This window comes from Micromonospora sp. MW-13 (assembly GCF_003434305.1).
In the GTDB taxonomy this organism is placed as follows: Bacteria; Actinomycetota; Actinomycetes; order Mycobacteriales; family Micromonosporaceae; genus Micromonospora.
This window is the reverse complement of the sequence record NZ_QKKX01000011.1, coordinates 255,636-270,989: the sequence shown is the minus strand read 5'-3', so window position 1 is coordinate 270,989 and position 15,354 is coordinate 255,636. Positions and strand designations below refer to the sequence as shown.

The 15,354-nt window shown below is 71.3% G+C and carries 10 protein-coding genes; 9 read left to right on the top strand and 1 reads right to left on the bottom strand.

Features of this window, described 5'->3' with window-relative positions; genetic code table 11:
• Nucleotides 1-9 precede the first annotated feature (9 nt).
• The 6 genes from C5N14_RS08890 to C5N14_RS08865 all read left to right on the top strand — a co-directional run bounded on the left by C5N14_RS08890 (nt 10) and on the right by C5N14_RS08865 (nt 8,925).
• Entirely contained in the window at nt 10-3,963 is a 3,954-nt protein-coding gene (locus C5N14_RS08890; RefSeq protein WP_243639336.1) for a ThuA domain-containing protein, read from the top strand.
• Nucleotides 3,964-4,254: 291 nt separating this feature from the next.
• On the top strand, nt 4,255-5,013 hold the full coding sequence (locus tag C5N14_RS08885) for a TOPRIM nucleotidyl transferase/hydrolase domain-containing protein (RefSeq protein ID WP_243639334.1): 759 nt from the start codon (nt 4,255-4,257) through the stop codon (nt 5,011-5,013).
• Between the two features lie 341 nt (nt 5,014-5,354).
• The gene (locus C5N14_RS08880) at nt 5,355-6,440 is read left to right on the top strand and encodes an iron ABC transporter permease (protein WP_117667748.1); all 1,086 of its coding nucleotides are present in this window, start codon (nt 5,355-5,357) and stop codon (nt 6,438-6,440) included.
• Between the two features lie 24 nt (nt 6,441-6,464).
• Complete coding sequence (locus tag C5N14_RS08875; RefSeq protein WP_117667372.1) at nt 6,465-7,451, top strand: ABC transporter substrate-binding protein; 987 nt, start codon at nt 6,465-6,467, stop codon at nt 7,449-7,451.
• Complete coding sequence (locus C5N14_RS08870) at nt 7,448-8,233, top strand: ABC transporter ATP-binding protein (protein ID WP_117667370.1); 786 nt, start codon at nt 7,448-7,450, stop codon at nt 8,231-8,233. The genes C5N14_RS08875 and C5N14_RS08870 overlap by 4 nt, the downstream gene beginning before the upstream one ends.
• Nucleotides 8,230-8,925 carry a class I SAM-dependent methyltransferase gene (locus C5N14_RS08865; RefSeq protein ID WP_117667368.1) on the top strand — a complete coding sequence of 232 codons (696 nt, stop codon included), beginning with the start codon at nt 8,230-8,232 and terminating at the stop codon, nt 8,923-8,925. The genes C5N14_RS08870 and C5N14_RS08865 overlap by 4 nt, the downstream gene beginning before the upstream one ends.
• Nucleotides 8,926-9,045: 120 nt before the next feature.
• Here C5N14_RS08865 and C5N14_RS08860 read toward each other — a convergent pair whose 3' ends face one another.
• A complete protein-coding gene (locus C5N14_RS08860; RefSeq protein ID WP_117667746.1) occupies nt 9,046-9,627 on the bottom strand; it encodes a pyridoxamine 5'-phosphate oxidase family protein in 582 nt (193 codons plus the stop codon).
• Nucleotides 9,628-9,941: 314 nt separating this feature from the next.
• Between C5N14_RS08860 and C5N14_RS08855 the strand changes: the two genes are divergently transcribed.
• The 3 genes from C5N14_RS08855 to C5N14_RS08845 all read left to right on the top strand — a co-directional run bounded on the left by C5N14_RS08855 (nt 9,942) and on the right by C5N14_RS08845 (nt 15,348).
• The gene (locus tag C5N14_RS08855) at nt 9,942-11,021 is read left to right on the top strand and encodes a P1 family peptidase (RefSeq protein ID WP_117667366.1); all 1,080 of its coding nucleotides are present in this window, start codon (nt 9,942-9,944) and stop codon (nt 11,019-11,021) included.
• A gap of 84 nt (nt 11,022-11,105) precedes the next feature.
• Nucleotides 11,106-12,689, top strand: coding sequence for a mucoidy inhibitor MuiA family protein (locus C5N14_RS08850; RefSeq protein ID WP_371685822.1), 1,584 nt, complete (start codon nt 11,106-11,108; stop codon nt 12,687-12,689).
• Nucleotides 12,690-12,894: 205 nt separating this feature from the next.
• Nucleotides 12,895-15,348: a glycoside hydrolase family 65 protein gene (locus C5N14_RS08845; RefSeq protein ID WP_207892661.1), complete on the top strand. Its 2,454-nt coding sequence runs from the start codon at nt 12,895-12,897 to the stop codon at nt 15,346-15,348.
• Nucleotides 15,349-15,354 lie beyond the last annotated feature (6 nt).

The following is a 15,354-nucleotide window of genomic DNA, read 5'->3' as shown; positions in this document are numbered from 1 at the left end:
CCACTGGCCTTGTCCGCCCGACGCGCGCTCGCCGTGACCTCCGCCGCCGTGCTCACCGCCGGCCTGCTCACCGTGGCACCGGCCGCGACCGAGCCCGCCAACGCGGCAGCCCCGACCTGGGGCGGCCAGGCGGTCAACGTGCTGGTCTTCCACGGACCGGCGGCCAACCAGGAGGACCCGGTCAACCGGGCCACCAACATCATCCGCAAGCTCGGCAGCGACCACGGCTTCTACGTCCACTCGTCCGACGACCCGGGTGTCTTCACCGCGGACAACCTGGCCAAGTACCGCAGCGTCGTCTTCCTCTCCGCCAACGGGGTGACGCTCGACGACAACCAGGAGGCGGCGTTCCAGGCGTACGTCAAGGGCGGCGGCGGCTTCGTCGGCGTCCACGACGCCGCGTACGCCCAGCCGGGCTCGGAGTGGTTCACCGGCCTGATCGGCACCCGGCCGGCGCCCAGCCTGCCCGCCGCCGAGAAGGTGGTGGCGGCGACCGCCAACGGCAGTAACCCGCCGAACGAGACCGAGCGGCACGCCTTCGACGGCACGACCAGAACGAAGTGGCTGACCCGGACGCCTACCGGATGGCTGGCCGGCAAGCTCGCCGAGCCGACCGTGGTCAACCGGTACGCCCTCTCCTCGGCCGACGACTCCGCGGGCCGGGACCCGAAGGACTGGACCCTGCAGGGCTCCGCCGACGGGCAGACCTGGACCGACCTGGACCGGCGTACCGGGCAGAGCTTCCCGCAGCGCTTCCAGACCAAGCAGTACACGGTCGACAACACCCAGGCGTACCTGCACTACCGGCTGAACATCACCGCCAACAACGGTGATCCGCTCACCCAACTGGCCGAACTCTGGCTGATCGGCGCCGACGCCGCCCCGGCCCCGGAGACGAAGGCGCAGGCGGCGAAGGTGGCCCTCACGGACCGCCAGCACCCGGCCAACAAGGGCATGCCGCTCACCTGGACCCGCTCCGACCAGTGGATCAACTGGGACCCGAGCCCGGTGGGCCGGGTGCACACCGTCGCGCAGGTGGACGAGACCAGCTACGACGCCGGACTCGCCGGCAACGGTCCGTTCCACCCGATCTCCTGGTGCCGCGACTACGACGGCGGCCGGTCCTTCTACACCGGCATGGGCCGCACCGAGGAGAGCTGGACGAAGGACACCCAGTTCCGCAACCACCTGCTCGGCGCGATCCAGTGGACCGCCGGCACGGTCCGCGCCGACTGTCAGGCGACCATCGCGGCCAACTACCGGGTCGAGCGGCTCACCACCGCAAACCAGTCCGGGCAGCTCGACCAGATCGGCGAGCCGCACGGCCTGACCGTCGCCGGGGACGGCTCGGTCTTCTACGTCGGCAAGGCGGCCTGCCCGTCCGGCCCGATCGCCGACTGGAACAACCCGAAGGTCGGTCTGGGCTGCGGCACGATCCACCGCTGGGACCCGACGACCAAGCGGGTCAAACTGCTCACCACCCTTGAGGTGATGGGCAACCGGGGCAGCGGCAGCGAACTCGTGAAGAACGAGGAGGGCCTGCTCGGCCTCACCCTCGACCCGGACTTCGCCGACAACGGCTGGGTGTACGCGTACTGGATGCCGCACTCCTCGATCGACCGGGAGAAGCGGATCGGCAAGCGGACCGTCTCCCGGTTCACCTACGACAAGCAGGCCGACTCGATCGACCAGAACACCCGCAAGGACCTGCTGAGCTGGGACACCCAGATCCACAGCTGCTGCCACGCGGGCGGCGGGATGACCTTCGACAACGAGGGCAACCTCTACATCGGCAGCGGCGACAGCAACTCCTCCCAGGGCTCCGACGGCTACTCCGGCAACAACTGGACCCAGGAGTACGCCGGCACCTCCTTCCAGGACGCCCGCCGCACCTCGGGCAACACGAACGACCTCAACGGCAAGATCCTGCGGATCCGTCCGAAGGACGACGGCACCTACACCGTCCCGGAGGGGAACCTCTTCACCGGCCAGGAGGAGGGCGGCGGCAAGACCCGCCCGGAGATCTACGTGATGGGCGTACGGAACATCGCCCGGCTCAACTGGGACCCGGTCAACAACTGGCTGACCGCCGCCTGGGTCGGACCGGACGCCGCCGCGCCGAGCCCGGAACTGGGCCCGGCGAAGTACGAGACGGCCACCATCATCACCTCGGCCGGGAACCAGGGCTGGCCGTACTGCATGGGTGACAAGCAGCCCTACCGTGACCGGAGCAGCACCGACGCGAGCGTGCTGACCGGCTGGTACGACTGCGACAACCTGAAGAACACCTCGCCGCGCAACACGGGTCTGGTGAACATCCCGCCGGCCCGGGACAACATGATCTGGTACTCGCCGCAGGGCGGTGGCCCGGTCTACCCGACCCGGACCGACGGCAGCGGACTGCCCTCGTACGTGCTCGGGGAGGAGACCTTCACCCGGCCGTACCTGCGTGGTGGCGGGCAGGCCGTGATGGACGGTCCGACCTACCACCGGTCCAAGGTCGACACCGACAGCGGCGTGGCCTGGCCGGCGTACTGGAACAACAAGTGGTTCATCGGTGACCAGTCGAACTCCAACAACCGGATCGCGGTCACCGTCGACCCGGGCAAGGTGCCCGAGCAGGGCGCCCCGGCCTTCGCCGAGGACCTGCGGGCGATCATCCCGGGCGGCAGCGGGGGCACCCAGCTCCAGTCCTGGATGGACGCCAAGTTCGGCCCGGACGGCGCGCTCTACATGCTCGACTACGCCGGCGGCTTCTTCAGCCTGCACGGCAACCAGAAGCTGATCCGGATCACCTACCAGGGCGGGGAGCCCACCCCGGGTCCGAGCCGCGCCGCCGTGCAGGTGACCGGCACCGACAACTACCGGACGGTCTCCTTCTCCAGCGCCCGGGTCGGCGGCATCGCCTGGGAGTGGGACTTCGGTGACGGCACGAAGAGCTCCACCCAGCCGCACCCGACACACACCTACCGCACGCACGGCTCGTACCAGGCCACGGTGAAGGTCACCTACGCCGACGGTACGACCGCCACCAGCACCGTCGGCGTCAGCACCGGCTGCGTCGCGCCGGACAGCCGCAGCACGGTCTGGCTGCTCGACACCGACACCGGCCTGACCAACCGGAAGGCCAACGGCAACTGCACCGTCAACGACCTCGTCGACGACGAGCGGAGCTGGCCCAACCAGGGGTCGTTCCTCAGCCACCTGGACGAGGTGATCGACCACCTGATCAAGACCCGCGTGATCAACAACGAGGAGGCCACCGCGCTGCGGGCCGCCGGGGCCGCGTCCCCGATCGGACGTACCCCCGGCTACCAACCCATCTTCGACGGGACGGCGTACTCGCTCGCGGACTGGCGGCAGGCGCCCGGCGGGTCGTTCGCGCTGAACCCCGACGGCACCATCCGCAGCGTCGGGGGACTGGGCATGCTCTGGTACGCCGGCCAGGAGTTCGCCGACTACTCGATCAAACTGAAGTTCCGGGACTCCTCGCCCGGCACGGTACGGGCCAACAGCGGCGTCTTCGTCCGGTTCCCGGACCCCCGGACCCCGCTGGACCAACGCCCGCCGGACAGTTGCGCCACCACGGGCTCGGCCCGCACCTCCCAGGCCTGGGTGGCGATCTACTGCGGCCACGAGATCCAGCTCTACGACGGGGAGACCGGCGAGACGCAGAAGACCGGTTCGGTGTACAACTTCCAGCCGTTGACGCTGGACCAGTCTGGGGCGACCCCGAAGGGCCAGTGGAACGACTACGAGATCCGGGTGGTCGGGCAGCGCTACACGATCATCCGGAACGGGGTCACGCTGAACGTGTTCGACAACGTGCCGGGCAAGAAGTCGTCCCGGGCCGGTGACCCCTCGACCGACCTGCGCCAGTTCACCAGCGGGTTCATCGGGTTGCAGAACCACGGCACCAACGACGTGATGGACGTGCGGGACATCCGGGTCCGACCGCTCTGACCGATCGAGCGCCGGGTACGGGAGTCCGCTCGCGTACCCGGCGCACCGGGGAAACCGGGGCCGGCCCGCCTGGCGCGTGGCCGGCCACTCGACCCGGTTGGCACCGGATCCGTGGCCCGTGGGCGCGGGCCGTTAATCGCTTGTCGGCCGCCTTGCGCGCGCCGATGATTGCGGCCGTCCGCTGCCTGTGATCGCTGCGTACGGGCCCGTGCCCGGCTGCGGGGACAGCCCTCAGGCGCTGGGTGAATGTGCCAGCGGTCCCTGCCATCACGACCGGATCGGGAAACCACCATGGATGTCACCAATCGTCGTGAGCTTGCCCGCAGGGCGCTCGACGGGTACGTGAGCGGCCCTGCCGCCCCGACCCTGGCGACGGCCCGCGGCCTGGCGAAGGTCGACAACGCTGAGGCGGTGGTGCTGGTCGAGGGCATCAGTGACCAGATCGCGCTGGAGACGGCCGCGGTGGGTCGCGGCCGGGATCTCGATGCGGAGCGGGTCGTGATCGTGCCGATCGGCGGGGCGCACGCGATCGGCCGTTTCCTGACGAGGCTGGGCCCGCTGGGCACCGGGGTGCGACTTGCCGGTCTGTGCGACCTGCACGAGGAGGAGATATTCCGGCGCGGACTGGTCGCGACCCAGGTCGGCGCGCCCCGCACGCGCACCGACATGGAGCACCTCGGGTTCTACGTCTGCGCCGACGATCTGGAGGACGAGCTGATCCGCGCCGTGGGCACCGCTGGGGTCGAAGCACTCTTCGACTCGCAGGGCGACCTCGGGTCGTTCCGCTCGTTCCAGAGCCAGCCCGCCTGGCGCGGCCGGGAGCCCGAAGCGCAGATGCGGCGGTTCCTGGGCAGCGGCTCGCGCCGCAAGCTGCGCTACGCGCGGCTGCTCGTCGCGGCGGCAGTCGGCCGGGATGCCCTGCCTCGGCCGCTCGACGCGCTGCTCGCCGCCGTTCGACCCACCGAAGGTCAGGCCCTCGACCAGCGGCACGACAGGCAGCCCGTCGCGCAGTCCACCCAGGCCGGGCCCGCCGCCCGGGAACGCACATGATCTGCCGCAGATTCTGCGGATCCGGCTGGTCGTCGTCGTCGCTGTCCTCGGCGGCGGGCAGTGCAGCCGGGTCGTGACGTAGGTTCAGCGTCCCGCCGCACCGCCATGACCGGCGCCAGTTCCGGGTGTGGGCGTCACCGGGCTCGGTACCCCTCTTCCGCCCCGGTGTCCTGCTCGTGGGACCCGCGGCCGATCTTGCCTTGGCGCCTCTTTCCGCCGGGAGTCGACCGGGCGTGGCGCGGGTGAACAACGACTCACTCGTCTTCCGCCTCCTTTGATCTTGGTGGTAGCTTTTGCCAAGTCTTTGCAAGAGCCAGGATGAGGCATCTGGGGGAGTGGCGATGGCGACCGCCCTGCTGAAGGGCCAGCAGGACCTGCTCGGCGTCGCGGCTCAGCGACGCCGGACCGGGCTCTGGCTGCTCGCGCTGACGGTCGGGCTGGTCCTGACCGGGGTGGTCGCGGTGGGGTCCGGCGCGATCGGGATCGCCCCGACGACCGTGGCCCGGATCATCGGTCATCAGCTCGTCGGGGTGCCCGGCGAGGCGACCTGGACCCTGCCGCAGGAGGCCATCGTCTGGCAGGTCCGGCTGCCCCGGGTGCTGCTCGGCATGCTCGTCGGTGCCGGACTGGCGGTGTGCGGGGTGGCGTTGCAGGCCATGGTGCGTAACGTGCTGGCCGACCCGTACCTGCTGGGCATCAACTCCGGGGCCTCCAGCGGCGCCGCCGCCGCGATCCTGTTCGGGGCCGGCGCCGGCTTCGGGCAGTACGCCCTGTCCGCCAGTGCCTTCCTCGGCGCGCTCGCGGCGTCGCTGCTGGTCTTCCTGATCGCGCGTAGCGGCGGCCGGGTGACCTCGATCCGGCTGCTCCTGGCCGGCGTCGCGGTCGGGTACGCCCTGTACGCCACCACCAGCTTCCTGATCTTCGCCTCCGGATCCGCCGAGGGCTCCCGCTCGGTGATGTTCTGGCTCCTCGGGTCCCTCGGACTGGCCCGCTGGAACGCCCTGCTCGTGGTGGCCGCGGTCGTGCTGGGCGGCGCGATCCTCTACCTGACCGTCGCCGGGCGGCGACTCGACGTGCTGGCGATCGGCGACGAGACCGCACAGACCCTGGGAGTGTCGCCCGACCGGTTTCGGATGCGGCTGCTCGTGGTGGTCTCGCTGAGCGTCGGCGTGCTGGTCTCCGCAGCCGGCAGCATCGGCTTCGTCGGGCTCGTCGTCCCCCACCTGGCCCGACGCATCGTCGGGGCCCCGCACGTGCGGGTGGTGCCGGTTGCCGCGCTGCTCGGGGCCATCCTCCTGGTCTGGGCCGACGTGCTCGCCCGGATCCTGCTGGCCCCGCAGGAAATCCCGATCGGCATCATCACCTCCCTGCTCGGCGCGCCGTTCCTGGTGATCCTGATCCGTCGTCTGCACGCCACCGGCGCCTGAGCGCCCGACCCGTCGAGGAGAAACATGAAGGCGATCCGCCTGGCCGTCGCCGCCGCCGCGTCCGCCACCGTGCTGCTCGTCGCCGCCTGCGGCGGCGCCGGTGACGCGCCGACGGCCGCGGACGAGGGCTACCCGTTCACCGTCACCAACTGCGGCGTGGACGTGACCTTCGACGCCGCGCCGCAGCGGGTCGTCCTGCTCAAGAGCGCGGCCGTGCCGTACCTGCACGCCCTGGGGCTGATGGATCGGGTCACCGCCCGGGCCGGGCAGTACCCGAAGGAGTACTACGACGCGGCGACCCGCACCGAACTGGATCGGATCCCGCTGCTGACCGACCGGACTGACACCAGCGGCCACCTGCAGATCTCCAAGGAGGTGGTGATCAGCCAACAGCCGGACCTGGTGCTCGGCGAGGTGGACAACCTGTCCCGCGACACCCTCTCGGCAGTGAACATCCCCCTGCTGGAGGAGCCCGCGATGTGCCCGGCCAGCGCGGCCGTGCCGAACTTCGACGACATCTACTCCCAACTGCGGACCTACGGCAGAGTGTTCGGCCGCGAAGCCGAGGCCGCCACCGCGGTCACCGCTCTGCGGGAGCGGATGACCAAGATCCAGGCCCAGGCGGATCCGGCGTCCGGGCGCACGGCGGCGGTGCTGTATCCGACGGTCGGTGGCGGCGTCACGTACGCCTACGGGGCGGCCAGCATGGCGCACCCCCAGTTGGAGGCTGCCGGCTTCCGCAACGTCTTCGGCGACGTCAAGGAACGGGTCTTCGAGGTCACCGTGGAGGAACTGCTCGGCCGCAACCCCGACGTGCTGATCCTGCTCCACGGCGACGGCGACCCCAAGGCCGTCGAGCAGGGGCTGACCGGCCTCCCCGGGGCGGAGAACCTCGACGCCGTCCGCAACGGCGACGTCATGACCCAGCTGTTCAACTTCACCGAGCCGCCGACCCCGCTGTCGATCGACGGCCTTGAGCGGATCGTGCGACGCTTCAAGGCCGGCGCGTGATCCAGGCGACCGGGGTCACCTGGCGCTACGGGGCGAACCTCGTGATCGACGGGGTCGACGTCACCGCACGGCCGGGCCGGGTCCTCGGGTTGATCGGCCCGAACGGCAGCGGCAAGACCACCCTGCTGCGGCTGCTCTACGGCGCCCTGCGCGGCGGCACCGGACAGGTCGTCGTGGACGGCGACGAACTGTCCGCCCTGCCGGCGCGGGATGCCGCGCGGCGGCTGGCCGTGGTGGTGCAGGAGAGCGGCGGGGAGACCGCCCTGTCCGTGGCGGAGCTGGTGCTGCTGGGCCGGGGACCGCACCTGTCGACCTTCCAGCGCGCGGGGCGGGCCGACCACGAGATCGCAGCCCGGTGCCTGACCCGGGTCGGCGCCGCCCACCTGGGCGCGCGGCCCTTCGCCCACCTCTCCGGCGGGGAACGCCAGCGGGTACTGATCGCCCGCGCCCTTGCCCAGCAGGCCACCCACCTGTTGCTCGACGAGCCCACCAACCACCTGGACATCCGATACCAGCACGAGATCCTCCAGCTCGTACGCGACCTGGGCACCTGCTCCATCGTCGTGCTGCACGACCTCAACCTCGCCGCCCGCTACTGCGATGACCTGGTGCTGCTGGGGCGGGGCGGGGTCGTCGCCGCCGGCCCCACCGGCGAGGTGCTGGACCCGACGGTCCTCATGCCCGTCTACGGCATCGGGATCCGACGCCTGGATCTCGACGGCGCCATCCACCTGCTGTTCCAACCGATCGACCAGACCACCGACGAGAGGACCGCCGCATGACGGTGCAGCACCGCATCAACGCGTACTGGACCGGCCGCGCGCCGAGCTACGACGAGTACGTCCAGCGTCCCGACCGTTTCGCCGCCGACCAGCAGGCCTGGTCCGCAGTCTGGGCGCAGGCGCTGTCGGCGGGCCCGCTGGACGTGCTCGACGTCGGCACCGGCACCGGGCAGGCCGCGGTGCTCCTGGCCGGCCTCGGCCACCGCGTCACCGGCATCGACCTCGCCGAGGGGATGCTGGAGCGGGCCCGGCAACACGCTGCGGCCATGGCGAACGGTCCGGTCATCCAGCACGGCGACGCCGTTCACCCCGACTTTCCGGCCGGCAGCTTCGACGCGGTCACCAGCCGGTACCTGATGTGGACCCTGCGCGAACCCGAGATCGCCGTGGCGAACTGGGTCCGCCTGCTGCGTCCGGGCGGCACGGTCGCCGTCGTGGACAGCACCTGGTTCCCCAACGGCCTCGACAACGCCGCCGAGAACTTCGCCGACCACTACGACCACCAGGTGCAGGCCGTGCTGCCCCTGGCCACCGCGCAGTCCATCGACCAGACCGTGGCGGTCCTGGAAGGTGCGGGTCTGGCGCAGGTCACGGTCACCCCCCTGGCGTCGATCTTCGAGCTGGACCGGCGCTTCGGGGTGGCCCCGAACCACGAGCACCAGATGCAGTTCCTCGTCACCGGCCAGCGGTAGGGCCGCGCCGCAGGTCCGCTCGCCTCGCTGTCGGTCGTCCGCTGCACTCGGGTAGCCAGCCCGGCGCCACCGCGTCAGCCTTCGCGCCACCGGGCTGAAGCTGTTGGGCTCAGAACCCGGTCAGTTGACCGGAACCGCCGAGCTGCCGCTCCCGTGGGCGGGGTTGTGGGCGGGGGCGTTGATCTCGACCGGCGGCGGGAAGCGCGTCACGAAGTCGCAGAGCGTGATGTGGGTCGGGACGATCGTGACCACCACCATGTCCGTCGTGTGGGCACGCTTCTGGCTCTCCCACCCCGGCGCCAGGCTCTTGTCCGCGAACATCCGCCAGGACGCCTGGACGTGCTCGTCCGGGACCCCCGGCCGAAGCTCGATCGACGCGGTGCCGCGCACCAGCATGACAACCGGCGTGTAGTCGGCGACCGGATCCGCCCCCAGCTTCGCCGCCACCTTCCTGCGCACCTCGGCCGAGTACGTGTCGACGCTGAAGGACACCTGCGGGTGCGCCGCGATCGCCCTGACCTTGTAGGCGGTCGTCGGACTGGCGAAGACGAACGCCTTGCCGTTCCACAGGTAGGCGACGGGTACGGTGCGCGGGTGGCCGTCCAGTCCCACATACCCGAGCCGCATCGCGACCGGCGACTCCAACAGCGTCTGTGCCACCGGGTCGGTGTTCACCAGATGCACGATCTCCGCGTAGTCCACAGCTGCCCCTTCCCAGAAGCGGATGCTGGCACCCGCTCCGTCATGGTGCTCACCCGCGACGACGGCCGCGATCTCCCGCGTCACCGGGTGTAGCCCGATCACTACCTGGCAAGTATCGGCACCGTGCGGGTTCCACGTCTATATTGCTGATTGCCATTGCGGTATTGCCCTCGGTCATTCCGCAAGGACGGACGTCGTGTCGGTCGGTGGACAGGAAAGTGCCCGCCGAACTGGAATGGTGGGCACTCCCGGGCGATCTCCCGGGCCGACGGGGTGAGGTGCCGGTGCGGGCTGACCACGACGACAGGAGTGCGGTGGACCAGAAACCACGCCGGACCCGGGAACTCGGCATCGCCGTCGGTACGTTGCCGACCGGACCGCTCAACGCCATCACCGACGTGGCCGATGTCCTGGTCGGTCACACCACCATCGATGACGGTGCCGACCTGCATACCGGCGTCACCGCCGTCGTACCTCGTCAGCTCGGCGTCGGGTGCCGGGTGCTTCCGGCCGCCGTGTACGTCGGCAACGGGTACGGCAAGCTCGTCGGCTCGACGCAGGTGGCCGAACTCGGCGTCCTGGAGTCACCGATCGTGCTGACCGCGACCCTGTCGGTCTTCCGCGCCGCGGACGCCCTGCTCACCTATCTGATGGACCGGGATCCGGCCGGGGTGTCGTTCAACCCGCTGGTGGGGGAGACCAACGATGCCCACCTGTCCGACATCCGCCGTCGCCCGGTGACCGAGGAGCACGTGCTCGACGCCGTCCGGCACGCCTCGGCCGGTCTGCCGGCGGAGGGATGCGTCGGTGCGGGCACCGGCACGGCGGCGCTGGGTTTCAAGGCCGGCATCGGCACCTCGTCGCGGCGGGTCGGCGTCGAGGGCTCCTCCTGTACCGTCGGGGCTCTCGTCCAGTCGAACTTCAGTGGCGTCCTCACCGTGCTGGGAGTCTCGATGCCCGCCGCCGAGCTGCTGCCGCGGTGCGACCGGGGGGAGCCGCCCGGCAACTCGTGCATGATCATCGTGGCTACCGACGCGCCGGTGGACGCCCGCCAGCTCGGCCGGCTCGCCCGCCGGGCCGTGTTCGCCATGTCCCGGGTGGGCGCGGCGTACAGCAACGGCAGCGGCGACTACGCGATCGCCTTCACCACGACACCGCGACCGCAGCAGCCGCTACCCGACCGGATGCTCGATCCGATCTTCGCCGCCGTCATGGACTCGGTCGAGGAAGCCCTGCTCAACTCGATGTTCACGGCCGTGACCACCACCGGTGTCCGGGGCAGGGTGCGGCATGCCGTCCCGCACCAGCAGGTGCTCCGGCGGCTCGTCACCGCCGGTCGGCTGCCCACCGGCGCGGGACCGGGCCTGCGACCCGGTGCGTGCTGGGGCGGGTGACACCAGAGGCCGGTCCCTCGTGCCACCGTTCGGGGTCGCCGGGGCAACGAGCACGGTCCGACTATCCTCGCCGCCGTGAACGCAGTGGAGATCGAAGCACCCGTCGTCGGTGTCACCGTCTATCCGGACCGTGCCCGGGTCACCCGTCGGGGCAGTACCCGGTTGGCCGCCGGTGAGCACCGGGTACGTATCGCACCGTTGCCGCTGGGCCTGCGGCGGGACTCGCTGCGGGTCGGCGGCGGGGGCGCGGCCACCGTGCTCGGTGTGGAGGTGACGACGTGGCGGCAGGCCCGCAGCACCGACGGACAGGTCCGCGAACTGGAGCGGCGGGGCCGGGAGCTGGCCGACGAGCTGGCCGGGGTCGACGACACGTACGAGATCGAGGCACAGCGGGGGCAGTTCCTCGCCCGGCTGGCCGAGCGGGCCGGCGGCACGTACGCCCGAGCGCTGGCCTCCGGTGACGCCGGCCCGGCCGACGTGGCCACCTTCGCCGACTCGGTGGCCGGCCAGCTTGCCGACTCCCACGGCCGCCGGCGCGGGTTGGCCCGGCAGCGCACCGATCTGACCGAGGAACTGGCGGCTGTCGAGCGGGAGCTGGGCGCCGCGAACGGCAAGCGGGAACCGGACCGGCTGGCCGCCGAGGTGACCGTGTCGGTGGACGTCGACGACGCCGAACTGGACCTGGAGCTGACCTACCTGGTCGACGGGGCCCGCTGGCAGCCCTCCTACGACCTGCGGCTGGTCGACGACACCATGACCGTCACCTGGTTCGGCCTGGTCAGCCAGGACACCGGCGAGGACTGGCCGGAGTGCGTGCTCCAGCTCTCGACCGCCCGACCGGCGGCCGCGGCGGGCGTACCCGAACTGTCGCCCTGGTATCTCGACCGGATCCGGCCGGCACCGCGGCCGGCCATGCCGGCGGCGAGTTTCGGCGCGGTGCCGGCACCCCCGGCGCCCGGGGCGGCACCGGCCGGCGCGGGCGACGCGGTGGCCCGGTCCGCCCCGCCGCGCCCCAGAATGCGGGAGAGCGTGGCCGTCGTCGAGCAGGGGGTCACCGCGGCCACCTACCGGCCGGCCCGCCCGGTCGCGGTCCCGGCGGACGGCAGCGCGTACCGGGCCACCATCGCCGTGCTGGACCTGCCGGCCCGGCTGGACCATGTGACCGTGCCGGTCCGCGCGGCCGAGGCGCACCTGCGCGCGACGGTCCGCAACACCTCGGCACACACCCTGCTCCCCGGCCCGGCGGCGGTCTTCCACGGTGCCGACTTCGTCGCGGCCACCCGGCTGCCGACGTGGGCCCCCGGTGAGGAGACCGAACTGGCGCTCGGGGTGGACGACCGGGTACGGGTGGAACGGAAACTCAGCCGGCGCGCCGACACCCGGGCCGCGCTCGGCTCGACCCGGCGGCGGGACGTGGAGTACCGGATCAGCGTGGCCAACCACACGCCCCGGCCGGCGACCGTGGAGGTACGCGACCAGCTTCCGGTGTCCCGCGACGAGGCGGTGGTGGTACGGGAACCCAGCCTCGCCCCGCCGCCGGCCGAGCGTACCGAGCTGGGCGAGCTGACCTGGCGGCTGCGGCTCGGGCCGGGGGAGAGCGACGAGATCACCATGGGCTTCCGGGTCGAACTCGCCAAGGGAGTCGAGCTGGCCGGCTGGCGGGAGTGACCGGGTAGGGAGTGTTGGGCCACTGGACCGACACCGTCATCGCCCACTACCGCCCGGGGTCTGTCGTACCGCCGGCGGCTGGCTGCCCGTGCGGGCCGGCGAGCGTCGTCCGCGAGTGACGCACATCAAATTCGTGCTGCGGGTTTGTCGGGGCCAGGACGGGCTAAACAGGCCCGGCCCGAGGATGACAGCGCAGGGAGAGTGGGTGCCCGTGGGGGTGGACCCGGGTTGTGAGTTGTGCGCCGGGGACCTGCCCGACGGCTGGATGCTGACCTACCTCGACGGCGACCCAGCGGGTGAGGCGACGCGGGAGACGATGCTGACCCTGGGCAACGGGTACCTGACGACCCGGGGGGCGCCGCCGGAGGCAACGTCCGACGGCGTCCACTACCCGGGCACCTACCTGGCCGGCTTCCATAATCGGCTGTCCGACCCAGGCCGGGCAGACGGCGAGGACAGCATCGTCAACCTGCCGAACTGGCTGCCCCTGACGTACCGCCCGGCCGGCGGCGACTGGTTCGCCCCTGGCCAGGGGCGGCGGGTGCACGAGCACCGTGTGCTGGATCTACGCAACGGGATCTACCTGCGGGAACTGCTGGCGGTCGACCGCCAGCAACGGCGGACCAGGATTCGGCAGCGGCGCCTCGTGTCAATGGCGAACCCGCATCTGGCGATGTTGGAGACGATCCTCATCCCCGAGAACTGGTCGGGCCGGTTGGAGATCAGGTCAGCCGTCGACGGCGGGGTGGTCAACTCGAACGCGGCAGCGGAGGCCGGAACCTGCGGTCGACATCTCACCGAGGTCGCCAGCGGGAAGGACGATCCGGAGACGGTGTGGCTGACCGCGGTGACGACCAGCTCACGGCAGCGCGTGGCGGTCGTCGCCCGTACCCGGGTCGACGTTGCCGGTGCCCCCGCGGCACACACCTCCCGGGTAACGGCTCCCGGGCCGGACGCCGTCGGTCACGTCTTCGGCATCGACGTGGCGCCGGAAGGACGGGTGTCGGTGGAGAAGACGGTGGCTGTCTTCTCCAGCCGGGATCGGGCGGTCGACGCGCCGCTGACCGCCGCCCGGGAGGAACTGCGGTACGCGGGTACGTGTGACGTGTTGCTGGCCGAGCACGCCGGAGCCTGGCACCGGTTGTGGGAGCGATTCCGGCTCGATGTCGGCGAGTCGCACCGGTGGCAGGCCCCGATCCGGGTGCACACCTTCCACCTGCTGCAGACCCTGTCGCCGCACACGATCGCCCTGGACGCGGGCGTGCCCGCACGGGGGCTGCACGGCGAGGGCTACCACGGGCACATCTTCTGGGACGAGCTGTTCGTCTATCCGTACCTGAACCTGCGGCTGCCGGAGCTGACCCGGGCACTGCTGGAGTACCGGCACCGGAGGTTGACGGCGGCGCGGCGTGCGGCGGAGTCCGCCGGGATGGTGGGTGCCCTGTTTCCCTGGCAGAGCGGCAGCAGCGGTCGGGACGAGAGTCCCAGCCGGTCACCCTCCCCGGTCAGCGGCAGGTGGCTGGACGACTACACGGGCCGGCAGCAGCACGTCAACCTGGCGGTGGCCTACTGCGTGTGGCGGTACTGGGAGACGACTGCCGACCTGTCGTTCCTCGCGGGGTGCGGCGTCAAGTTGCTGATCGAGACGGCGCGGTTCTGGGCCGGTCTGGCCACCTATGACCCGTCCGACGACCGCTACGACATCAGGGGCGTGCTGGGACCCGACGAGTACCACGACGGCTACCCGGGTCGCCCCGGCCTGGGGTTGGACAACTGTGCGTACATCAACGTGATGGTCGCGTGGGCGCTGGCGCGCGCCGAGGAGGCGTACGCGATCACCCGCGGGCAGCCGGGTGCGGTGCCGTGGCGGGAGGTCGCCGTCGATGACGACGAACGTCGTCGGTGGGCGCACATCAGCCACCGGTTGCGGCTGGTCTTCCTCGACCACGGGATCCTCGCCCAGTTCGAACGGTACGGCGACCTGGCGGAGCTGGACTGGGACCGGTACCGGCGGCGGTACGGCGACCTGCGGCTGCTGGGGTCACTGCTCCAGGCCGAGGGCGACGACCCGAACCGCTACAAGATCTCCAAGCAGGCCGACGTGCTGATGCTGCTGTACCTCTTCAGTGCCGACGAGCTCACCGGGCTGGTACGCCGCCTCGGCTACGACTTCGACCCGGCCCGGATCCCCGCCACCGTCGAGCACTACCTGTCCCGCACAACTCACGGATCCACCCTGAGCCGGATCGCGCACGCCTGGGTGCTCGCCCGCACCGACCGCCGCCGGTCCGTCGAGATGCTGCAGACCGCGCTCGGCACCGACCTCGCCGACCCGGCGCACAGCTCGACGCGGGAGGGCATCCACCTCGGCGCCACCGCCGGCACGCTGGACATCCTGCAACGCTGCTACACCGGCCTGGAGGTCCGCGACAACGTGCTCCGGCTCGATCCGCTGCTGCCTGAGGAACTCGACCACCTCGGTTGCGTCATCCGGTACCGCAATCTGCTGATCACTCTGCGCGTCGAGCGCGACCGGGTGCAGATCTCCGCCGCCGCCGGGGCGGACCAGCCCGTACCGCTGACCGTTCGAGAACGGACTGTCATGCTCGCCCCCGGCGACACCATCACCGTCGCGCTGCACCGCGGCATCGGGCGATGATCACCT

What these genes read in the sequence shown, in the direction of transcription:
- C5N14_RS08885 (WP_243639334.1), top strand. Translation starts at nt 4,255, where the DNA reads ATGGATGTCACCAATCGTCGTGAGCTTGCCCGCAGGGCGCTCGACGGG.
- C5N14_RS08880 (WP_117667748.1), top strand. Translation starts at nt 5,355, where the DNA reads ATGGCGACCGCCCTGCTGAAGGGCCAGCAGGACCTGCTCGGCGTCGCG.
- C5N14_RS08875 (WP_117667372.1), top strand. Translation starts at nt 6,465, where the DNA reads ATGAAGGCGATCCGCCTGGCCGTCGCCGCCGCCGCGTCCGCCACCGTG.
- C5N14_RS08865 (WP_117667368.1), top strand. Translation starts at nt 8,230, where the DNA reads ATGACGGTGCAGCACCGCATCAACGCGTACTGGACCGGCCGCGCGCCG.